This window comes from Nocardia sp. NPDC088792 (assembly GCF_044750615.1).
Classification (GTDB): domain Bacteria; phylum Actinomycetota; class Actinomycetes; order Mycobacteriales; family Mycobacteriaceae; genus Nocardia.
Map to the genome: position 1 here is coordinate 480,795 of NZ_JBIVKC010000008.1, position 19,872 is coordinate 500,666.

General features: G+C 69.3%; 19 protein-coding genes. 10 read left to right on the forward strand and 9 right to left on the reverse strand.

The window, feature by feature from the left end; all coding sequences use genetic code 11:
- Nucleotides 1–15 precede the first annotated feature (15 nt).
- Nucleotides 16–834: a maleylpyruvate isomerase family mycothiol-dependent enzyme gene (locus ACIP5Y_RS44540; RefSeq protein WP_400359672.1), complete on the forward strand. Its 819-nt coding sequence runs from the start codon at nucleotides 16–18 to the stop codon at nucleotides 832–834.
- 5 nt (nucleotides 835–839) lie between these two features.
- Nucleotides 840–1,478 carry a Type 1 glutamine amidotransferase-like domain-containing protein gene (locus tag ACIP5Y_RS44545; RefSeq protein WP_400359673.1) on the forward strand — a complete coding sequence of 213 codons (639 nt, stop codon included), beginning with the start codon at nucleotides 840–842 and terminating at the stop codon, nucleotides 1,476–1,478.
- 3 nt (nucleotides 1,479–1,481) lie between these two features.
- On the opposite strand, the gene ACIP5Y_RS44550 is transcribed toward ACIP5Y_RS44545, so the two are convergent.
- Nucleotides 1,482–2,915, reverse strand: a complete 1,434-nt coding sequence (locus tag ACIP5Y_RS44550) for an MFS transporter (RefSeq protein ID WP_400359675.1) — start codon at nucleotides 2,913–2,915, stop codon at nucleotides 1,482–1,484.
- Nucleotides 2,916–2,977: 62 nt separating this feature from the next.
- On the opposite strand from ACIP5Y_RS44550, the gene ACIP5Y_RS44555 reads away from it, so the two are divergent.
- Nucleotides 2,978–3,508: a MarR family winged helix-turn-helix transcriptional regulator gene (locus tag ACIP5Y_RS44555; RefSeq protein WP_400359677.1), complete on the forward strand. Its 531-nt coding sequence runs from the start codon at nucleotides 2,978–2,980 to the stop codon at nucleotides 3,506–3,508.
- Here the strand turns inward: ACIP5Y_RS44555 and ACIP5Y_RS44560 are convergent, their stop codons facing one another.
- Both ACIP5Y_RS44560 and ACIP5Y_RS44565 read right to left on the reverse strand, forming a co-directional pair.
- Nucleotides 3,509–4,840, reverse strand: a complete 1,332-nt coding sequence (locus ACIP5Y_RS44560) for an MFS transporter (RefSeq protein WP_400359679.1) — start codon at nucleotides 4,838–4,840, stop codon at nucleotides 3,509–3,511.
- A 140-nt stretch (nucleotides 4,841–4,980) separates the two neighbouring features.
- Nucleotides 4,981–5,838: an NAD(P)H-binding protein gene (locus tag ACIP5Y_RS44565; RefSeq protein WP_400359680.1), complete on the reverse strand. Its 858-nt coding sequence runs from the start codon at nucleotides 5,836–5,838 to the stop codon at nucleotides 4,981–4,983.
- Nucleotides 5,839–5,912: 74 nt separating this feature from the next.
- Between ACIP5Y_RS44565 and ACIP5Y_RS44570 the strand changes: the two genes are divergently transcribed.
- Both ACIP5Y_RS44570 and ACIP5Y_RS44575 read left to right on the forward strand, forming a co-directional pair.
- Nucleotides 5,913–6,866 carry a cupin domain-containing protein gene (locus ACIP5Y_RS44570; protein WP_400359682.1) on the forward strand — a complete coding sequence of 318 codons (954 nt, stop codon included), beginning with the start codon at nucleotides 5,913–5,915 and terminating at the stop codon, nucleotides 6,864–6,866.
- 14 nt (nucleotides 6,867–6,880) lie between these two features.
- On the forward strand, nucleotides 6,881–7,333 hold the full coding sequence (locus tag ACIP5Y_RS44575; RefSeq protein WP_400359684.1) for an acyl-CoA thioesterase: 453 nt from the start codon (nucleotides 6,881–6,883) through the stop codon (nucleotides 7,331–7,333).
- Here ACIP5Y_RS44575 and ACIP5Y_RS44580 read toward each other — a convergent pair.
- Genes ACIP5Y_RS44580 through pdhA form a run of 3 tightly spaced genes read right to left on the reverse strand, consistent with a single transcriptional unit; the run spans nucleotide 7,330 to nucleotide 11,008 of the window.
- Entirely contained in the window at nucleotides 7,330–8,886 is a 1,557-nt protein-coding gene (locus ACIP5Y_RS44580) for a dihydrolipoamide acetyltransferase family protein (protein WP_400359805.1), read from the reverse strand. The genes ACIP5Y_RS44575 and ACIP5Y_RS44580 overlap by 4 nt on opposite strands.
- 44 nt (nucleotides 8,887–8,930) lie before the next feature.
- Nucleotides 8,931–9,914: an alpha-ketoacid dehydrogenase subunit beta gene (locus ACIP5Y_RS44585; protein WP_400359686.1), complete on the reverse strand. Its 984-nt coding sequence runs from the start codon at nucleotides 9,912–9,914 to the stop codon at nucleotides 8,931–8,933.
- On the reverse strand, nucleotides 9,911–11,008 hold the full coding sequence (gene pdhA / locus ACIP5Y_RS44590; RefSeq protein ID WP_400359687.1) for a pyruvate dehydrogenase (acetyl-transferring) E1 component subunit alpha: 1,098 nt from the start codon (nucleotides 11,006–11,008) through the stop codon (nucleotides 9,911–9,913). The genes ACIP5Y_RS44585 and pdhA overlap by 4 nt, the downstream gene beginning before the upstream one ends.
- A 179-nt stretch (nucleotides 11,009–11,187) precedes the next feature.
- Here pdhA and ACIP5Y_RS44595 point away from each other — a divergent pair, with 179 nt between their 5' ends.
- The 3 genes from ACIP5Y_RS44595 to ACIP5Y_RS44605 all read left to right on the forward strand — a co-directional run bounded on the left by ACIP5Y_RS44595 (nucleotide 11,188) and on the right by ACIP5Y_RS44605 (nucleotide 14,033).
- A complete protein-coding gene (locus ACIP5Y_RS44595; protein WP_400359688.1) occupies nucleotides 11,188–11,670 on the forward strand; it encodes an Lrp/AsnC family transcriptional regulator in 483 nt (160 codons plus the stop codon).
- Nucleotides 11,671–11,756: 86 nt separating this feature from the next.
- Nucleotides 11,757–13,097 (forward strand): benzoate/H(+) symporter BenE family transporter, encoded by a 1,341-nt coding sequence (locus ACIP5Y_RS44600; RefSeq protein ID WP_400359690.1) that lies wholly within the window; start codon nucleotides 11,757–11,759, stop codon nucleotides 13,095–13,097.
- 72 nt (nucleotides 13,098–13,169) lie between these two features.
- Nucleotides 13,170–14,033 carry a sulfurtransferase gene (locus ACIP5Y_RS44605; protein ID WP_400359692.1) on the forward strand — a complete coding sequence of 288 codons (864 nt, stop codon included), beginning with the start codon at nucleotides 13,170–13,172 and terminating at the stop codon, nucleotides 14,031–14,033.
- 1 nt (nucleotide 14,034) lies between these two features.
- On the opposite strand, the gene ACIP5Y_RS44610 is transcribed toward ACIP5Y_RS44605, so the two are convergent.
- Complete coding sequence (locus ACIP5Y_RS44610) at nucleotides 14,035–14,772, reverse strand: class I SAM-dependent methyltransferase (protein ID WP_400359694.1); 738 nt, start codon at nucleotides 14,770–14,772, stop codon at nucleotides 14,035–14,037.
- Nucleotides 14,773–14,889: 117 nt separating this feature from the next.
- On the opposite strand from ACIP5Y_RS44610, the gene ACIP5Y_RS44615 reads away from it, so the two are divergent.
- Complete coding sequence (locus tag ACIP5Y_RS44615) at nucleotides 14,890–15,342, forward strand: TetR/AcrR family transcriptional regulator (RefSeq protein WP_400359696.1); 453 nt, start codon at nucleotides 14,890–14,892, stop codon at nucleotides 15,340–15,342.
- A 53-nt stretch (nucleotides 15,343–15,395) separates the two neighbouring features.
- Here the strand turns inward: ACIP5Y_RS44615 and ACIP5Y_RS44620 are convergent, their stop codons facing one another.
- The gene (locus ACIP5Y_RS44620; protein ID WP_400359697.1) at nucleotides 15,396–16,097 is read right to left on the reverse strand and encodes an HNH endonuclease family protein; all 702 of its coding nucleotides are present in this window, start codon (nucleotides 16,095–16,097) and stop codon (nucleotides 15,396–15,398) included.
- 179 nt (nucleotides 16,098–16,276) lie between these two features.
- Nucleotides 16,277–16,639: a hypothetical protein gene (locus tag ACIP5Y_RS44625; RefSeq protein ID WP_400359698.1), complete on the reverse strand. Its 363-nt coding sequence runs from the start codon at nucleotides 16,637–16,639 to the stop codon at nucleotides 16,277–16,279.
- A 271-nt stretch (nucleotides 16,640–16,910) separates the two neighbouring features.
- On the opposite strand from ACIP5Y_RS44625, the gene ACIP5Y_RS44630 reads away from it, so the two are divergent.
- Nucleotides 16,911–19,823 (forward strand): DEAD/DEAH box helicase, encoded by a 2,913-nt coding sequence (locus ACIP5Y_RS44630; protein ID WP_400359700.1) that lies wholly within the window; start codon nucleotides 16,911–16,913, stop codon nucleotides 19,821–19,823.
- Nucleotides 19,824–19,872 lie beyond the last annotated feature (49 nt).

Sequence of the window (19,872 nt, forward strand, 5' to 3'; positions counted from 1 at the left end):
GAAGGGAACCCACGCATGACCGACACCGTGCCGGACCGCGCGCATCTCGTTGCCACCTTGACCGACCAGTGGGACGCCCTGGCCCGGCTGGTGGACGGACTGGACGAAACAGCCTGGCGGACACCGTCGGCGCTGCCTGGCTGGACCGTCTTCGACGTGCTCGCCCACATCATCGGCACCGAATCCATCCTGCTCGGTGAGCCCACGCCGGACCAGGACGTGACAGGCGAACACATCCGCAACGACGTCGGCACCCTGAACGAGAAGTGGATCGAATCGCTGCGCCCGCTCACCGGACAGCAGCTGCTGGAACGCTTCCGCGAGGTGACCGCGAGGCGCGCGAAGGCGCTGGCCGAGATCAGCCCGGAGAGCTGGGCCGAGGAAGTACCGACCCCCGTCGGTATGGCCTCCTACGGCCGGTTCATGCGCATCCGGCTCTTCGATTGCTGGATGCACGAGCACGATATCGCCGACGGCTTGGGCGTCTCCGTCGACGAAGGCGGCCCGCGCGCGGCGGCGGGGTTCCCGGAACTGCTGACCGGACTGGGCCGCAGCGCGGTGAAAGGCGCGGGCGCACTGGACGGTTCGGCCCTGACCATCGAGCTGACCGGTCCGGTCCCACGGACCCTGCACATCGCCGTGACGGGCAAGCGCGCGAACCTGGTCGAAACCCTGGACGGTCCCGCCGATACCACCCTGACCCTGGACTCCCGCCTCTTCGCGCGGTTCTGCGGCGGGCGCACCCTGTTCGCGGCGTCGAGGTGGAAGTACGCGGTCAGCGGCGACTTCGACCTCGGTGAACGCCTGGCCCACAGCCTGGCCTTCACCCTCTGACGCCGGTGCGACTCTTCCTGTCCAGCTACCGATTCGGCGCCCACCAGCAGCGATTACTGGACCTGGTGGGCGAGCCCGGCCGGGTCGCCGTCATCGCCAATGCCTGCGATGCCTGGCCCGCCGCCTGGCAGAGCGCCGTCACCAGCGACCTGTATCCCTTGCGCCGCGCGGGTTTCCAGCCGGAGGTGCTGGACCTGCGGGATTACCTCGGCCGTCCCGCCGAGGTGGAGCGGGCCCTCGCCGCATACCCGCTGATCTGGGTCCGCGGCGGCAATACCTTCGTGCTGCGCGCTCAAATGGCCCGCAGCGGAGCCGATCTCGCCCTGCGGCGGCTGCTGGCCGACGACGCCCTGGTCTACGCCGGTTACAGTGCCGGCGCCTGCGTCATGACCCCCGACCTGCACGGTCTCGAGTCCGCCGACGACCCCGCCGAGGTCCGCACCGCCTGCGGTATCGAACCCCGCTGGGACGGACTGGGGCTGGTCGACAAGCGCATAGTTCCCCACCTCGACTCACCCACCGACCCGGAGGGCTTGTCCCGGAAGCTGGTGCGCCGGTTCACCGCCGAGGGTATTCCGCACTGGGCCCTCACCGACGACCATGTCGTACTGGTCGACGGTGAGGGCCCAGTGCTGCTGACCTAGTTCTTATTTCCCGTTGTGGCGCAGGCCGTGTCCCAGCGCGACAGCCGCGGCGACGAATGCGCCGACGGCCAGCACCGCGAAACTCGCCACGTAGGCGTTCACGGTCGGCACCTGAGTGTGCGCGATGACGTGCGCCGACAGGATCGACGCGGTGATGGCGCCCGCGATACTGCCGCCGGCCGTACGCACCAGCGAGTTGATGCCGGAGGCGATGCCGGATTCGCTCATCGGCACATGCTGCACGGCCAGGGTGCCCAGCGCCGCGTACGCGATGCCGAAACCGGTGCCCTGCAGGATGTTCGCGATGATCATGTCGTAGCCGTGATCATGCGAGAAGGTCAGCCACCCCATGGAGAGTCCCGCGAAGAGCGACCCGATGGCCAGCGTGTAGGCGGGCCCGATCTTGGCCGCGATCCTGCCGGTATTGAACGAGAAGAACGTCATGAGCACGGCGCTCGGAATGCCGTACAGCCCCACCGAGAGCACCGACCCGGAGAGCCCGTATCCGACCTTGTCCGAGGGCGTCTGGATGAAATTCGAGATCAGCGTGAACGATCCGAACAGCGCGAATCCGAGGGTCGCGGAGGCGATATTGGCGGACAGCGACTGCGGCCCGACCAGCAGCTGCAGCCGCACCAGCGGCTGAGCGACCTTGAGCTCCACCAATACCCAGATGACCGCGAGCGCGACGGCGCCGGCGAACAGTCCGATGACCGAGCCGGAGCCCCAGCCCCAGCGCGGACCTTCGCTGATGCCGAGCAGCAGGCAGATCAGCAGTCCGGCCAGCAGCGCCGCGCCGAGGTAGTCGGGCTTGCCGCCGTGCCGCACGCCATTGTTCTTGGCGCTGAACTGGATCAGCACGACCGCGACCACGCCGAGGCCCGCGGTCATCCAGAACACCGGGTGCGGATCGGTGGTGTGGTTGGCGATGACGCCGGTGATGAGCAGGCCGACGGTGCCGCCGACGCCCATGGTGCCGGAGACGATGCCGATGGCGCTGACCAGTCGTTCGCGCGGGAAGGTATCGCGAATCATGCCGATGGCCAAGGGAATCATGGCCGAGGAGATGCCCTGCAGCGAGCGGCCGATGATGTAGACGCCGAGCGTGTCGGCGAGGGCGCAGACCACCGAGCCGATGATGAGGACGGTCATGGCGACCATGACCATCGGCTTCTTGCCGTACATATCGCCGAAGCGGGACAGCAGAGGAGTGAAGACCGCGCCGGTGAGCAGCGCGGCGGTGAACAGCCAGGTGACACCGGAGACGTCGGTGTGCAGCTGGACGATCATCCGCGGCAGCAGCGGGATCACCACTGTCTGCTGCAGTGATACGACCAGACCGGCCGCGGACAGGGCGAGCAGGGTCAGGCCGAGATGGGCCTGGGGGCGGTCGTCCGTCTTGCTGGTGGAGACCTGACCGCTTGCGGTCGTAGTCATGCTGGCAATCCTCTTTGGTTTACTTACCAAAATTAAGTAAATGGGTTTCGTAAGATAACCACATGCCGCATCCGGAATCCACCCCAGCCAGTCCAGTGGACGCAGGTCATATCGTGGAACTGGAGCGCGCGCTGGCCCGGGTCGCGTACCTGCTGACCCGCGTCCGCCGCCACGAACAGGCACTGACCCAATGCGGGGTCCAGATGGATCGGGCAAGTGTTCCGCTCATGCGGCTGCTGGCCGATTCCCCGGAACCGCTACGCCTCGGCGAACTGGCCACCCGCCTGGATGTGGAGGCCCCGCACGTGAGCCGCCAGATCCAGCGCCTGGAACGCGCGGGCTACATCGAACGCGTCCCCGACCCCGCCGATCGCCGCGCCCAGCGCGTCAGTCCCACCGTCGAGGGCCGCCGCGCCGTGGACGCCGTCCGGGACGTGCTGCGCGGCTGGATGCGAGAGGCCCTCTCCGACTGGACTTCCGAAGACCTGAAGGCCCTCGCCGTCCTCAATCACCGCATGGTCGACGCGTTCCTCGATCACGCCGAGGTCACCGGCGACGACGGCGCGACCGCCCGCGACCGCCCCCGGCGCTGATCACCCGTCCGCCGCCGCGACCCGGCGCTGCCCGGCCGTAGCCGCGCCCACCGCGCGAGCGCCGATGGCGCACAACACCATTGCCGCCAGCGGCACCAGCATGGCCGTGGTGAGCGGCACCAGCTTGTTGATCCAGCCGATGATGGCCGGCCCCGCGAGCAGCCCGACATAGCCGAGCCCGAACACCCGCGACATATCCGTCGCATGCGCCGCCGACCCCAGATTCCCCGCGGCCGAGAACACCTGCGGCACACAACCGGACAACCCGATCCCGCACAAGGCCCACCCCGCCAGCGTCAGCGGCAGCCACCCACTGGATACGACGAGCGCGAAACCCATTGCCGCCAGCGCCGTTCCCCAGCGCACCACGGCCACCCGCCCGACTCGCCCGCTAACCCGATCCGCGCAGAACCGCCCGGCCGTCATGGTGAGTGAGAACCCCGCATACGCGAGCCCGGCCGTGGCGACCCCGACATCCAGCCGATCCCGCAACTGCAGCGCACTCCAATCCGCCGCCACCCCTTCGGCCATCAGCAACGCGAACGCAATCCCCCCGAGCGCCAGTACTTTCCGCGAGATGCTCCGCTCCCGGCCATCGGTGCGTGGCCGTCGCCGGAGTAGCGCATCGACGCGCCCGCCACCTTCGTGGGCGGTGCCGGTGTCGGCGGTCCCGGCCCCGGTGACTCGCTCTTCCGCGTTGTCCGGCGCCGGCTCCGGTGCGGGCGGCGGTGACGAATGCGCCTTCCGGGCTTCGGATCCGGCGTGCGGGAGGAGCCGGGGCGTGGCGAAGGCGGTGATGGTGAGGCCGAGGGCGGCGAAGAGGGGGAGGGTGAGGTGGGTGGTCCAGCCGAGCTGCTGGGTGGCGGCGCCGGCCGCGGAGCCGAGGAAGCCGCCGCAGGAGAAGAAGGCGTGGAAGGCGGACATGATGGGGCGGGGGTAGGCGCGTTCGACGTGGACGGCCTGGGCATTCATGGAGACGTCGAGGGCGCCGTTGCCGAAACCGAAGGCGGCCAGGGCCAGTGCGAGAGTGGCGGTGGAATCGGCGAAGGCGGGGCCCAGCAGGGCGAGGGAGAGTTCGAGGGCGGCAGCGGTGGTGAGGGCGCGGCTGCCGAAACGGTCGGCCAGCGGACCGGCGGCCTGCATGCCGACGATGGCGCACCCTGCCATGAGCAGGATGAGCATGCCCAGCGTGGTGTGCGAGGTCCCGGTCCGTCCGGTGACGGCCGGAATGTGGACGATCCAGACGGCGGCCAGCATCCCGTTCAGTCCGAACACTGCGAACAAGGCGGCACGGGCGCGTCGGGTACGCGGAGCGAGCGTCGTAGCGGCCATCGATACGACGCTACCGGGCGGTCCCGGCAGCTCCGCGTTCCCCCGGCCCGTCACGACAGCGTCGGCATGGCGGACCGAGATCCGAATCGTCTGTAGTACAACCTTTTTCGTCTTCCAGTGTATTCCCGGGTACCGACAGGTTACGTCTGCGCCGGGACCGCCCAGGCCCCGGAATTCGCCACCGCGCGGGCATAGTCGGCGAAATCCCGCGGCGCCCGCCCGAGCGCCCGCCGCACCCCGTCGGTGGTGGCCGAATTGCGCCCGTCCAGCACAGTGCCGAACAGGTAGTCCAGCAGGCTGATCTCATCGGCGGGCACCCCGTACGAGGTCAGCGCCGCCGCGAAAGCCGTTCGCGGCACGGGAATGTACGCGATCTCCCGCCCCGTCGCCGCCGCGATCGCCCCGACCGCCTCGGCGAAGGTGAGGGCGCGCGGCCCGGTCAGCTCGTAGATCTGCTCGCCGTGCCGCTGCTCGGTGAGCGCCGCCACCGCGACATCGGCGATATCGTCGACATCCACGAAGGGTTCGGGCACGTCGCCCGCCGGCAGCGCCACCTCACCGGCCAGGATGTAGTCGGCGAAGGCGCCCTCGTCGAAATTCTGGGCGAACCAGGAGCAGCGCACGACGGTCCACTGCAGGCCCGAATCCCGCACGATCGCTTCGCATTCCAGCGCCTCCGGCTCGCCGCGCCCGGACAGCAGCACCAGCCGCCGCACCCCGGACACCTTGGCGAGCGCGGTGAACGCCTGAATATCGGCGGGCGCGCCGGGCACCGCCAGATCCGGCTGGTAGGCGAGGTAGACGGCGTCGACGCCGGCGAGCGCCGCCGCCCAGGTGCCGCGGTCGGTCCAGTCGAAGGGGACGGCCGCGGTCCGCGAGCCGGGCCGCACGGACACGCCACGCGCGGTCAGCCGGGCGGCGACGCGGCTCCCGGTCTTTCCGGTGGCGCCGAGGACGAGAACAGTGTTTGCGCTGGTAGCAATGTCTTTCGTGGTCATGAACCAAGTACACCCGCCGGGCTCGTGATCGAACATGGTTGAGAAGCGCCCGGGCATTTGCCATCGTCTTTGTTATGGATGCGTTGGCCAGCCTGCTCGAAGGACCACGAGCACGGGCGGCGTTCGTCATGCGCTCGTCGTTCGACCCACCGTGGTCGCTCCGCATTCGCGACGAGGCGCCACTGACCCTGGTCGCCGTGGCGCGCGGCGGCGGCTGGATCGTGCCGGACCCCAAGGGCGGCAAGCCGGTTGCGCCACGGCAGTTGCGGGGCGGCGATATCGCGGTGTTCCGCGGCCCCGACCACTACACCATTGCGGACGATCCGGGCACGGCGCCGCAGGCCATCATCCATCCCGGCCAGGTCACCACCACCCCCGACGGTGAAGTGCTGTGCGAGACACTGAGTCTCGGCGTCCGGAACTGGGGCACCAATGCCGATGCCGACACCGTCCTGGTGACCGGCACCTACGAGCACGAATCGGCCGCCAGCCGCCGCCTGCTCCGCGCGCTACCCCCGATCGCCGTGCTCGGTCGCGGCGAAATCGATTCGCGCGTACTGGATCTGCTGGTGGAGGAGGCCGCCAAGGATCTGCCCGCGCAGGGCGTCATGCTGGACCGCCTGCTCGACCTGCTGCTCATCGCGACCCTGCGGGCCTGGTTCTCCCGGGAGGATGCCCCGGCCTGGTATCACGCCTACGCCGATCCGCTGGTGGGCCGGGCGCTGCGGCTCATGCAGCACAATCCGGCGCACGCCTGGACGGTGGCTTCCCTGGCCGCCGAGGTCGGCGTGTCCCGCGCCGCGCTGGCCAGGCGTTTCACCGAACTGGTCGGCGAGCCGCCCATGTCCTTCCTCACCGATTGGCGGCTGGCGCTGGCCGCCGACCTGCTGCACGAATCCGACGCCACCCTGGAGGCCATCGCCCGCCGCGTCGGTTACGGCAGCGCCTTCGCCCTGAGCACGGCCTTCAAACGCCACTACGGCCTCAGCCCGCGCGATCACCGCAACGCCGACCAGCGCACCGCCTGAGACGGCTGCCCGATATGGTCGGGCTTGTGAGTGAGGATCAGGGATATCCGGTGCTGTGGCCCGTACCGACGCGCTGGGCCGACAACGACCACTACGGTCACGTGAACAACGTGGCGTATTACAGTTTTTTCGATACCGCAGTCAACGGCTGGCTGATTCATGCGTCCGGCACGGACATCCGGGATCTGCCCGCCATCGGGATCGTCGCGGAGACGTCCTGCAAGTTCCTGGACTCACTGAGCTTCCCGGACATGCTGAAGGTCGGTATCCGCATCAAGCGTCTCGGCAGATCGAGCATCAGCTATGAGCTCGCCATCTTCCGGGACGCCGGTGACGACCTGCAACTGGCCGCCACCGGCACCTTCGTCCACGTCTACGTCGACAACGAGACCCGCAAGCCGATCCCGATCCCGGCCGTCATCCGCGCCGCCGCCGAACCGCTGGTGGTAGTCCCCGTCGAGGGCTAGACCTTCCCGAGCAGGATCATCGGATCCTCCAGCAGCGCAGCCACACTCGCGAGGAACCGGGACCCCTGCTCCCCGTCGATCAGCCGGTGATCGAAGCTCATGCCCAGCATGGTCACCCAGCGCACCGCGAGTTCGTCGCGATGCACCCAGGGCCGCTTGCGGATCGAACCCAGGCACAGGATGGCTGCTTCGCCCGGATTCACCATCGGCACACCGGCATCCACGCCGAACACGCCCACATTGCTGATGGTGAACGTGCCGCCGGTCAGATCGGCCGGCGTGGCCGTGCCCGAGCGTGCCGTGCCCGCGGCCCGGCTGATCTCCAGGCACAGGTCGCGCAGGCTCATGGTCTGCGCTTCCTTCAGATTCGGCACCAGCAGCCCGCGCTCACTGGCCACCGCGATTCCCAGGTTCACGTAGTGTTTGACGACGATCTGCTGATTCTCGTCGTCCCAATACGAGTTGAGTTCCGGGAACTCGTGCAGCGCCACCAGCGCCGCCTTGGCCACCAGCGCCAGCGGCGTGAGCGACAGCCCCTGGAACGACGAGGTGGCCCGCAGGTGATCCAGTAGCTCCATCGACCCGGTGAAATCGGTGGTCACGAACGTGCTTGCCTGCGGAATGTGCTGCGCGCTGGCCACCATGGCCGCCGCGGTCCGCTTGCGGATACCCGCGATGGGCGTACGGGTTTCGCGTTCGGACGGCGTCCTCCGGGCCGTCCCGACCGGCGTCACCGGCGGCACGGTGTGGATCGGGATGTGCTCGCTCCCGGCCAGTGGTTCCCGCGGCGTACTGAATCCGCGTTGCGCGCCGTGCAGATCCTCCAGGGTCACGGCGCCGTCGGGCCCGGTGCCGAGCACGGCCGCCAGATCGATGCCGATCTCGCGCGCCAGCTTCCGGGCGGCGGGTGTGGCGGCGGGCCGTCCGGCCGGTGCGGGCAGTCGCCGCCCGAGATCACCTGCCGCCCCGGCGATTCCGCGTACGGGCAGGTCGGTACCCACGACGGCTGCCCCGCGACCGGTGGTGTCGCCGCCCGGCGCATTGGTTCCCCAGGCGGCCGCCGCACCCGCGGCAGTTCCGGACGCGGTGTTTTCCCCGGCGAGACGTGCGGCGGTTGATTCATCCGCTGCCGCTGCGCTTCCGGGGGCGGCCGAGTTGTCCGGTTCCGTGCCGGTCCGGCCGGCGGCGGCCGGGTCCGCGGCGGCTCGGGCCGCGTCGTTCTTCGCGGCGGCCGCGCGGGCGCGCCGCGACACGGTTTCGTTGTCCGGGCCGTAGCCGACGAGGACGGCCTGCCGCTGGGCGGGCGTCGCTCCGGCGCCGGCGTCCGTGCCGATCCGGATGAGGGGTGCGCCCACCGGCACCGTCTCGCCGGGTTGCGCGAGTAGCTCGAGCACGGTGCCCGCGTACGGGGAGGGCAGCGCCACCTGAGCTTTCGCGGTTTCGACCTCGGCGATGGTCTGGTTCAGTGTCACGGTGTCGCCGACTTTCACCGCCCACGACACCAATTCGGCATCGACCAGGCCCTCGCCGAGATCGGGCAAACGGAATTCCATGACGTGCTGCTGATCTTCCACCGAGCGTCCTCCGAAAGTGACCGTCAGGCTGCGAGCGTGCGATCGACCGCGGCGAGAATGCGGTCGGGGTCGGGCAGGTGGTGCTTTTCGAGTTTAGCCGGGGGATAGGGGATGTCGAAGCCGCCGACCCGCATGACCGGCGCTTCCAATTGATAGAAGCACCTTTCGGTGATGCGCGCCGCGATTTCCGCTCCCAATCCTCCGAATACGGGCGCCTCATGGGTGATGATGAGCCGTCCGGTCTTGCGCACCGACGCCTCGATGGTGTCGAAGTCGATGGGCGAGAGGCTGCGCAGATCGATGACCTCCAGCGAATGACCTTCGGCGGCAGCGATATCGGCCGCGGTCAGCGCGGTGGCGACGGTCCCGCCGTACGCCACCACCGTGGCGTCCTCGCCGCTGGTGCAGACGCGTGCCATGTCCAGCGGCAGGCCGCCGTCCCGGTCCAGCGCGTCGAAATCCACGTCGTCCCGGTCCCGGTAGCGGCGCTTGGGCTCGAAGTAGATGACCGGATCGTCGAGTGCGACGGCCTGCCGCATCATGAGATACGCATCGGCCGGATTGCTCGGCGACACGACCCGCAAACCGGCCGTATGCGCGAAATATGCTTCCGGCGATTCGGAATGGTGTTCTACTGATCCGATGCCGCCGCCGAACGGAATGCGAATGGTGATCGGCGCGACCACCTTTCCCTGTGTCCGATAGTGAATCTTGGCCACCTGGCACACGATCTGGTCGAATGCCGGATACACGAATCCGTCGAACTGTATTTCACATACCGGCCGCAGTCCGCGCAACGCCATTCCGAAAGCCGTTCCGATGATGCCGGATTCGGCCAGCGGCGTGTCGATGACCCGGTTGTGCCCGAAATCCTTCTGCAGTGTGTCGGTCACCCGGAAGACGCCGCCCAGCCGGCCGATGTCCTCACCCATCAGCACCACCTTGGGATCGTCCTCGAGCGCCCGGCGCAGTCCGAAGTTGATGGCGCCCGCGAATGTCGTCTTCATGATTGGGCTCCTTCCAGGTGGGCCTCGTGCTCCAGATAGGCCGCGTACTCGCGCCGCTCTTCCTCGATCAACCGGTGTGGCGTGGCGTAGACGTGGTCGAACAGCCGCATGGGTTCGGGATCCGGCATGCCGAGTGTGGCACTGCGCAGCCGGGCCGCCACCTCATCGGCGCGGATCACCACATCCTGTTCGAAATCGCTGTCCCACAGGCCTTCCCGTTCCAGCAACCGGCGCAGCCGATCGATGGGATCGCGGCGCTGCCAGAGCTCGAGCTCGGCGGCCTCGCGGTAGCGGGTGGGATCGTCGGCGGTGGTGTGCGGGCCCATCCGGTAGGTGATGGCCTCGATGAACGAGGGCCCGCCGCCGGAACGCGCCCGGATCAGCGCCTGCCGGGTCACCGCCAGCACGGCGAGAGCATCGTTGCCGTCGACCTGGACACTCGGAATGCCGTAACCGAGGGCGCGGCGCGCGATCGGCGTGACGCTCTGGATCCGCACCGGCGCGCTGATGGCCCAGTGATTGTTCTGGCAGAAGAACACCACGGGCGCACTCCAGCTCGCGGCGAAGCCGAGCGCCTCGGCGATATCGCCCTGACTGGTGGCCCCGTCGCCGAAGTAGGCGATGGTGGCGATCTCGGCGCCCTCCAGATGGGCGGCGTAGGCGTAACCGGTGGCGTGTAATCCCTGGGCGCCCACCACGATCGCCGGATTGGTCATCCGCACGGCGTCGGCGTCCCAGCAGGAGTGGGCGGCGCCGCGCCAGAGCGTGGTCAGCTGCTCGGGCGGTACCCCGCGGCAGTAGGCGACACCGTGTTCGCGGTAGCTGCAGAAAACGTAGTCGTCGGGGTGCAGGGCGTGGGCGGAACCGATCTGCGCGGCCTCCTGGCCCAGCAGCGGCGGCCACAATCCGAGCTGGCCCTGTCGTTGCAATGCGGTGGCCTCGATATCGATGCGGCGGGCCACGGTCATATCGGTGAACATGGCGCGCAATCGCCCGGCATCGACGTCCGCGACGAGCGGGGCGTGCACTCGGTCGAGTACGCGGCGGCCGTCGGGCTGTACGAGTTGCACCGGATAGGTGTTCTTCTCGGCCATGGGTATCGCCTCCCTGAGCACCGGGGACACCGTCGTCGCCGGGGGATCGTGTCCCGTGAGCAACCAGGTGTGTCCTGTATCACCCAGCATCCTCCATCGAGCGATCTGCGCAAGTATCTGGCGACATACTGTGCAGAATGCGCGGTAGAAGGGGTGTCGGGCGTGTCATACTGCCCCTCGTGAGCAGCAGGGAACCCGTGAACGGGCCATTGGACTCGACCGATGCCAGGCTGTTGCTGGAACTGGTGGCCAATCCCCGCGCGACAGGCGTGGAACTGGCCGCGCGCCTGGGCCTCTCCCGCAATACCGTGCAGGCCAGATTGGCGCGCTGGGATGCGAACGGGGTGCTGGCCAGCTTCGAACGCCGGGTCGACCCGCGGGCCATCGGCTATCCGCTGGCGGCATTCGTTGCAGTGGTGGTGGATCAGCATCGGCTGGATGCCGTGGTGGCCGAGCTGGCCCGGATCCCCGAGGTCACCGAGGTCTGCGGCACCACCGGGCCCACGGATCTGATGGTCCGGGTGGTCGCGCAGGACGCCGACAATCTGTACCGGGTGACGGGCGCGATCCTGAAGATTCCGGGGGTGGAACGCACGAATATGTCCCTGGTCATGCAGTCGTTCGTGGGTCCGCGCACGGCTCAGTTGCTCGAAGCCGATTGATGCGGCTGCCCGAAATCGATTAATTCAGGCCAGTTTCGGGCGATTGGCCACAGACCCGGGGCCAACTGGACCGGGACGATGACCCGATGAGCACCACGAGCAGTCCCGCCGCCGAGCGCCCGGCCACGGCGGGCATCGGCCAGCCGATCGGGGCCGGCATCGTCACCGCCCTGGTCGGATTCACCAGCTCGTTCGCGGTGGTACTGGCGGGGTTGAACGCCATGGGAGCGACTGCGGCACAGGCGGCTTCGGGGCTGCTCGCGGTGAGCGTCACACAGGGTGTCGGCATGCTGCTGCTGTGCCGGCGCTACCGCATGCCGATCACACTGGCCTGGTCCACCCCCGGCGCCGCGCTGCTGGCGAGCACGGGCGCGGTGGCGGGTGGCTGGCATGCCGCGGTCGGCGCCTTCGTGGTCGCGGGACTGCTGATCGTGCTGACCGGGTTCTGGCAGCGGCTGGGCGCGCTCATCGCCGCGATTCCGGTGGAGATCGCGCAGGCCATGCTGGCGGGCGTACTGCTGCCCATGTGCCTCGCACCCGTCAAGGCGCTGCAGGTGAGCCCCGCGGTGGTGGTGCCGACCGTGGTCACTTGGCTGGTGCTGCAGAAGTTCGCACCACGCTGGGCGGTACTGGCCGCCTTCGCCGTGGCGGCCGCGGGTGCGGGCATCGACATTGCCGTCACGCACCGGCACATGGACGTGGCCGCGATGGTGCCGCGCGTGGAATTGACTGTGCCGCACTGGAGTTGGCAGGCCATCATCGGCGTGGCGGTGCCGCTGTATATCGTCACCATGGCCGCGCAGAACATCCCGGGCACGGCGGTCATGGCCTCGTTCGGCTACCGGGTGCCGTGGCGCGCCGCCATGGCGGTCACCGGCCTCGGCACCATCATCGGCGCCCCCGCGGGCGGTCACGCCATCAACCTGGCCGCCATCAGCGCCGCCCTCTCGGCCGGGCCGTCCGCGCACCCGGATCCCAAACGCCGCTGGATCGCCGCGAGCACCGCCGGCTTGACCTACCTCGTCCTGGCCCTGGCCTCCGGCGCCCTGGTCACCCTGGTGGCCACCGCCCCGAAGGGCGTCCTGGAAACCGTTGCGGGCCTGGCCCTCATCGCCACCCTCGCCGGCGCGCTGACCGCCGCCCTCGCCCCCGCCGACCACCGCCTCTCCGCAGCCCTCACCTTCCTGGTAGCCGCCTCGGGCGTCACCCTCCTCGGCATCGGCGCCGCCTTCTGGGCCCTGGTCGCCGGCCTGGTCGTCCGCTGGCTCCTGCGTCCCGCCGCCGCGAAACCGGACGCCTCGCGCTCCGGCGCTGCGAGCTCCGAACCCGCGCGGTCGGATGCGGCGAGCGCCATGGCTGCGAAGTCCGATGCGGTGGAGTTCGATCGCACGCGGTCCGATGCCGACGCGGTCGGCTCTGAGGCGTAGGGGCGGCGGGGGTTTCGGGGCGGGTCGCCTGCGGGGTGCGGGCGGGCTGCGTAGGGTGGGGACGTCGGCGTAATGGGTTGGGGGGATTCGCGAGGAGGAGTTGGCTTGAGCGCGGTGTTGATCTCGGCCGAGGAACTGCGAGAGCTGCTGGACGGCGGGGATTCCCGGGTGCGATTGCTGGATGTGCGGTGGGCCCTGGGCGATCCCGATGGGCCGCAGCACTATCTGGACGGGCACCTGCCCGGCGCGGTGTTCGTCGATATGGAGACCGAGCTGGCCGATCCGGCCTCCCCCGCCAAGGGTCGCCACCCGCTGCCGGAACTGGCCCATCTGCAGAAGTGCGCCCGCAGCTGGGGCGTCCGCACCGACGACACCGTGGTGGTCTACGACGCCACCGGCGGTATGGCCGCCGCCCGCGCCTGGTGGCTGCTGCGCTGGGCCGGCGTGCCCGAGGTGCGCATCCTGGACGGCGGCCTGCCGGCCTGGGAGCGGGCCGGCGGCAAGGTGGTCGCCGGCGAGGAACCCGATCCGGAACCCGGCACCGTGGTGCTGACCCCCGGCAATATGCCGACCATCGACGCCGATGCCGCGGCCGGCTGGGACGGCGTACTGCTGGATGCCCGCGCGGGCGAGCGCTACCGCGGCGAAGTGGAGCCCGTCGACCCCCGAGCCGGCCACATTCCGGGTGCGCACAGCGCGCCGACCGCGGAAAACCTCACCGCCGACGGCACTTTCAAGAGTCCCGCGGAATTGCGTTCCCGCTTCGCCGAATTCGGCTCGGGTCCGGTCGCCGTCTACTGCGGTTCGGGCGTGACCGCCGCCCACCAGGTGGCGGCGCTCGCATCGGCCGGCATCGACGCCGCGCTGTACCCGGGCTCGTGGTCGCAGTGGTCGAACGACCCCAAGCGTCCCGCCGCGACCGGAGCCACTCCATAAGCTACGCCGGCTTGACGGCCGTCAGGATCGCGGTGGCGAAGCGGTTGGTACCGAACTCGATCCGTTCGAAGCCCAACTGCCGCAACGATTCCTGATACTGCCGGATATCGATGACCGACGACGGGTCCGCCCCGTGATCATGACCGTGGCCGTGCTCGTGGCCATGGGAGTGGTCGTGCTGCTGCTGCGCGGCGCGCCGGGCAACCCGGAGCGCGACCCGCCGCGCCATGACGCCGACCAGCGCGCCACGCACCTCGTCGCTGGGATGCGCGTCGGCGAGCAGTAGCCGCCCGCCGGGGCGCAACATGCGGAACATGGCCGACAGGGCCGTCTTTCGCTCGGGTTCGGGTATGTGGTGCATGACATAGGTCGCGGTCACCACGTCGAAGGAGGCGTCCGCCGCTGAAATTGACTGCGCCGCACCGACTTCGAACCGCACATTGCCCGCCGCGTGTTTCCGGGCGTAGTCGATCATCGGCGCGGACGGATCCACACCCAGCACCCGCCCCTGCGGTCCGACCCGTTCGGCCAGCGCCGCGGCCAGCCGTCCGGGCCCGCAGCCGATATCGATGGCATGGTCCCCGGGCCGGGCCCCGCTGGCGGCGGCCATCTCGCGCCGCAGCGTCCGATCCCGGCCCAGGAAGTAGAGGGTGGTCATCAGCACGTAGCGCCGCGGCCAGGTGATCAGCTCGCCGATTTCGGAGGTTTCGGGGGCCGGGGCTTGTTTGTCGTGTGTCATGTGGCCAATCATCGAAGGGTGGAAAAGACCAGGCCAGACGCAGAATCTGGATTTCCGTCCGTTTCCGCACAGAACGGCGGGAACTGTGCGGAAACCGCGGTCGCACCGGATCGCCGGGTGCGCCGCACGCGCATGGCCCTGCACATGGCCTTGATGGGGCTCATGAAGCAGCGCCCCTACGAGCGGATCACGGTGCAGGACATCATCGATCGCGCCGATGTGGGCCGGTCCACCTTCTACGCCCACTACCGCGACAAGGACGATCTGCTCATGGTCGGGTGCGCCGAGCACATGCGCGGGGTGATCGCGGCCGAGCTCGCGGCCTGTCCCGGCGAGCCGCCGCTGCTGGCCCCGATCGAGATCATGTTCCGGCTGTCCGCCGAGAATCCGGAGGTCTATCGTCCTCTGGTCGGTCAGCGCGCGAATGCGACCGTGCTGCGCTCGATGCAGCGCACGTACGCCGAACTGCTGGCCGAACACCTCGGCCCCCGGCTGCACCTGGCGCCGGAGGACCTGGACGCGACCGTCACCTTCCTGTCCTGGGGCTTTTCGGCCTGCAGGAGGCGGTGATCGATCCGCACCGGCCGATGACCGCTGTGCAGGCGTACCACCATCTGGGCCGGTTATGGGCAGGCTCGGGCTACGCGCTGCAGCGCGGCTCGGTCGCCCGCGGTGACGGGTAGCCCGTACCGGGCCGCCGCGGTCAGGTACTTGCCCGCGTAATAGCAGTGGTAGGCGCGCGCGGGCGGGAGCCAGTCCGCGGGTGTCCGATCGCCCTTGTCCTCGTTGGTCTTTCCGTCGACGGCCAGCAGATTGACGTCGATGTCATTGGCGAAGCGGACCCGGCGTTCCAGCGGCCACCCGGCGGCGCCCATATCCCAGGCGGCGGCCAGCGGATACACATGGTCGATCTGCACCGCCTTGGCCTCGCCGCGCGCGAAGCCGATGCGCCGCCCGGTGTACGGATCCTGCAGGGTGCCGGCGGACACCACGCAGGTGCTGCCCGCCCGGAACGTCACCTGGGTGAGCTGCCGGGCCAGCACGGTATTACGGCTGTCGCAGCCGTCGTGCCCGCCCGGCCCGTCGTGGTCGTCGGTCCACGCGGGCCCGAACACACAGCCCTGCCCCGCCGCGCAGCCCCGTTCGTAGCCGCCCGGCCGCGGCCGTGACGGCACCACCCGGATCCGAGTCAGCAACTGTTCCAACTGAATTCGGCTCGGACTCCCCGGCGCGGGCGGAACCCGTCCGATGGCATCGCACGCGATACCCCCGAGCAGCAAGGCGATACCGACCACCAGGACAGCCGCGATCCGCGCGGCGACCACACACGGGGTGATCGACGGCGGGATCGCGCGAGAAACTATCGCGCGCGCCGGAGCGAGCGTGTCGGACGGAGCGCCCTTGGGCCACACCGGATTACATGTACTCGCTCACCGCGCGTCGGTGACGCGCTTCCGCGACTTCGCACCCCCCTCGAGGGGTGCGAAGTGAACGGTGTGCCTGCCTAGAGCCAGGCGTGGGCCAATAGGTCGTCCGCCGCGGTCTCGGAGAGTTGCGGTGGGAAACGCATGGCCGCAATGGAATCGGCGTGCGCTCCGTCATGACCGATGAGCCATGCCCCGCCCCGCTCCTCGCATTCTGCGATCTTCGCGAAGGTGGTGAGCAGGAAGGTGATGGCGTCACGCGGGTCGGCGGTTCGCGCCAGCCGCTGTGATTCACCCGGTCGGGACAGATCCAGCCACACCCCGGACTGGCCGTCCAAGCGCATGTCCACGATCTTGCTGGTGTCCACGAAGGTGAATTTCCGCCGCTCCCACGGCGTTGTCGGCGTGAAGCTCTGCTCGAGCACTTGGAGCAGAATCGTCATCTTCACGGCCTCCCTACGGTATCGAAAGTGCCACGGCTCCGGCTCGAGTCGCGGTTGATTGTTGGGTGCACCCCCGCTTCGGCGTCACTGAACGCCACTCGGCGTTGAGCACAGCAAACACCGCCGAATGCGGTGACCTGCGGATATATCCAGTATTCCCCGGTTCCGATCAAAAATGAAGACCCGGCAGGGGTGGTGATTTGCCGGATTGCCGTTCGATGACGGAACGGGGCCGCGCAGCGGTGTCGGTGACGGCTGCTTGGATGGTCAGATGCTGCACGGACTGTGGTCGCCGGGATCGGGATTGGTGCTCTGGCACGACCCCGAGACCAGCGGCGATGCGGCCGGGGTGCCGGAACCGCTGGGGGCCATCCTGCACACGGCCAAATTCCGGCACCGGGCGGAGGTGCTGGTTCCGGGCCCCTACGGGCAGGAGAAGGCGAAAGTTCGCGCGCACGCCCTCGCACCCGATTCGGCGGCGCAGGTGCTGCTGCAGACCCTGCCCCACGCCGCGGTCGCAGGAGATTTGCGGTTCCTCTCGCATGTGGCGCGCGGAGTGGATCGCTGGGCGGGCGCGGGCCGCATCGTGCCGGAAGTGCGGCGCGACGACGGCGAATGGTGGGTGCGCTGGCGACTGCTCGGCGGACAGCGTCAGCGGGCCTGGCTGGCCGAACTCGCCGTGGCCATGCCCGCGGCCCTGAAGGTCGCGGGCCGCCCGGCCGCGCTGCTGGAAGACCTGATCGCCGAACTCGCCGACCCGATCGCTCGCCTGCGCCTCGCCCGGTACCCGGCCCTGGCCCTGCCGGACGCGGAATCGGCGGGGTCGCGGGCGCATCCGCTGGTCGCGGCGCTCATCGAGGGCGGGCCGGTGGAGTCCGGCTCGCATCGGCTGGCCGCGGTACTCGACGACTGGCGGACCAGCCTGACCGCCGACGAGCCGGACCTGGTGTTGCGCTTGCTGGAACCGGCCGAGAACGACACGTCCGGGTTGTGGCGGCTGGAGGTGTGCCTGCGGGTGGAGGGGGAGGCCCCGCAACCGGTGCTGCTGCCCGGCGATCCGCATCTGGTGCGCATTGCGGGGGAGAAGCTGGCGGCGGCCAAGCAGGCGTATCCGCGATTGCGGGACCTGCCCGGTGATGCGCGCAGCATGGATCTCTTCCTGCCCACCGAGGTCGTCATGGATCTGGTGGCGCACGGCGCGAATTCCTTGCAGGGTATGGGCATTCGCCTGCTGCTACCGCGGGCCTGGCGGATCGCGGCGCCGACCATGAAGTTGCAGGTGCAGAGCCCCGCCGCGACCGAGACCGCGGTGGGCTTGCAGGGCCTGGTGTCCTTCCGCTGGGAACTGGCCCTCGGCGATATCGTGCTGTCCCCGGCCGAGATGTCCCGTCTGGTGCAGGCGAAATCGGATCTGGTGCAGCTGCGCGGCGAATGGGTGCAGGCCGACCATCGCATGCTGGCCGCCGCCGCGGACTATGTCTCCGGCCGCACGGACGGCACCGAGACCACCATCGGCGCCCTGTTCGCCGAGCTCGCCGCCCACCCGGTGCTCGGCGTCCCGCTCGAGGAGGTCAGCGCAACCGGCTGGGCCGCACAGCTTTTCGGCGGTGAGAGCACCACCGAACCGGTCCCGGACCCGGCCGGACTGAAGGCCCAGCTGCGGCCCTATCAACAACGCGGCCTGAGCTGGCTGGCCACCATGAGCCGCCTGGGCTGCGGCGCCGTGCTGGCCGACGATATGGGCCTCGGCAAGACCATCCAGGTGCTCGCGCTGCTGCTCCACGAACGCGAGAACTCGTGGGCCGCAGGAGAATCCGATACGAACATCGCGGCCGGGGCGCCACACGGCGAAGCCGCCGCAGGCCGGATGGACGCCGCATCGGCGGCGGGAGTCGGGCCCACTCTATTGGTGTGCCCGATGTCGGTGGTGGGCAACTGGCAGCGGGAGGCGGAGAAGTTCGCGCCGGACCTGCGGGTGCTGGTGCATCACGGGGCCGGGCGGCGGTCCGGACCGGAACTGGATGCGGCGGTGCGGGATTCGGATCTGGTGGTGACCACGTATGCCCTGCTGGCGCGGGATGTGGAGGAGCTGAAGGAACAGCACTGGCAGCGGGTGGTGCTGGACGAGGCGCAGCACATCAAGAACGCCGGCACCCGGCAGGCCCGCGCGGCGCGACTGGTGCAGGCGCGACATCGGCTGGCGCTCACCGGAACTCCGGTGGAGAACCGGCTGGAGGAACTGCGGTCGATCCTGGACTTCGCCAATCCGAAACTGCTGGGGCGGCCCAAGGACTTTCACGCCCGCTTCGCGGTGCCGATCGAACGGGAACAGGACGAGAACGCGCTGACCCGATTGCGCGCGATCACCTCGCCGTTCGTGCTGCGCCGGGTGAAGACCGATCCGCAAGTGATCTCGGATCTGCCGGAGAAGATCGAGATGACGGTGCGGGCCAACCTCACCGTGGAGCAGGCCGCGCTGTATCAGGCGGTGCTGGACGATATGTCGGCCAAGCTGAAGTCAGCGGAGGGCATGGAGCGCAAGGGCGCGGTGCTGGCCGCGCTCACCCGGCTCAAGCAGGTGTGCAATCACCCGGCGCACTATCTGAGCGACGGTTCCGCGCTGCTGCGCCGCGGCCACCATCGTTCCGGGAAGCTGGCGCTGGTGGAGGACATTCTGGAGTCGGTCATCGCCGATGGTGAACGGGCGCTGCTGTTCACCCAGTTCGCCGAGTTCGGCACCATGCTCGCCCCCTACCTGTCCGAGCGTTTCGGCTCGGAGGTGCCGTTCCTGCACGGCGGTGTCTCCAAGACGCGCCGCGACGCCATGGTCACCGGCTTCCAGGAGGAGGAAGGCGCACCCCTCATGCTGCTGTCCCTGAAGGCCGGCGGGACCGGTCTGAACCTGACCGCCGCCAATCACGTGGTGCACCTGGACCGCTGGTGGAATCCGGCGGTGGAGAACCAGGCCACCGACCGCGCCTTCCGCATCGGCCAGCGCCGGGACGTCCAGGTCCGCAAGCTGGTGTGCGTCGACACCATCGAAGAGCGGGTGGACGACATGCTGAAGGGCAAGAGCCGGCTCGCCGACCTCACCGTCAGCTCCGGCGAGAAGTGGATCACAGAACTCGGCAATGACGAACTCCGCCAACTGTTCGCCCTCGGCTCCGAGGCGGTGGGCGAATGAGTGACGACCGCGCCCGGAGTGGCGGCCGGCGCCGTGCGTGCCACCGCGG

What these genes read in the sequence shown, in the direction of transcription:
- ACIP5Y_RS44540 (WP_400359672.1), top strand. Translation starts at nt 16, where the DNA reads ATGACCGACACCGTGCCGGACCGCGCGCATCTCGTTGCCACCTTGACC.
- ACIP5Y_RS44550 (WP_400359675.1), bottom strand. Translation starts at nt 2,915, where the DNA reads ATGACTACGACCGCAAGCGGTCAGGTCTCCACCAGCAAGACGGACGAC.
- ACIP5Y_RS44555 (WP_400359677.1), top strand. Translation starts at nt 2,978, where the DNA reads ATGCCGCATCCGGAATCCACCCCAGCCAGTCCAGTGGACGCAGGTCAT.
- ACIP5Y_RS44560 (WP_400359679.1), bottom strand. Translation starts at nt 4,840, where the DNA reads ATGGCCGCTACGACGCTCGCTCCGCGTACCCGACGCGCCCGTGCCGCC.
- ACIP5Y_RS44565 (WP_400359680.1), bottom strand. Translation starts at nt 5,838, where the DNA reads ATGACCACGAAAGACATTGCTACCAGCGCAAACACTGTTCTCGTCCTC.
- ACIP5Y_RS44570 (WP_400359682.1), top strand. Translation starts at nt 5,913, where the DNA reads ATGGATGCGTTGGCCAGCCTGCTCGAAGGACCACGAGCACGGGCGGCG.
- ACIP5Y_RS44575 (WP_400359684.1), top strand. Translation starts at nt 6,881, where the DNA reads ATGGTCGGGCTTGTGAGTGAGGATCAGGGATATCCGGTGCTGTGGCCC.
- ACIP5Y_RS44580 (WP_400359805.1), bottom strand. Translation starts at nt 8,886, where the DNA reads ATGGAATTCCGTTTGCCCGATCTCGGCGAGGGCCTGGTCGATGCCGAA.
- ACIP5Y_RS44585 (WP_400359686.1), bottom strand. Translation starts at nt 9,914, where the DNA reads ATGAAGACGACATTCGCGGGCGCCATCAACTTCGGACTGCGCCGGGCG.
- pdhA (WP_400359687.1), bottom strand. Translation starts at nt 11,008, where the DNA reads ATGGCCGAGAAGAACACCTATCCGGTGCAACTCGTACAGCCCGACGGC.
- ACIP5Y_RS44600 (WP_400359690.1), top strand. Translation starts at nt 11,757, where the DNA reads ATGAGCACCACGAGCAGTCCCGCCGCCGAGCGCCCGGCCACGGCGGGC.
- ACIP5Y_RS44605 (WP_400359692.1), top strand. Translation starts at nt 13,170, where the DNA reads ATGGGTTGGGGGGATTCGCGAGGAGGAGTTGGCTTGAGCGCGGTGTTG.
- ACIP5Y_RS44610 (WP_400359694.1), bottom strand. Translation starts at nt 14,772, where the DNA reads ATGACACACGACAAACAAGCCCCGGCCCCCGAAACCTCCGAAATCGGC.
- ACIP5Y_RS44625 (WP_400359698.1), bottom strand. Translation starts at nt 16,639, where the DNA reads ATGACGATTCTGCTCCAAGTGCTCGAGCAGAGCTTCACGCCGACAACG.
- ACIP5Y_RS44630 (WP_400359700.1), top strand. Translation starts at nt 16,911, where the DNA reads ATGCTGCACGGACTGTGGTCGCCGGGATCGGGATTGGTGCTCTGGCAC.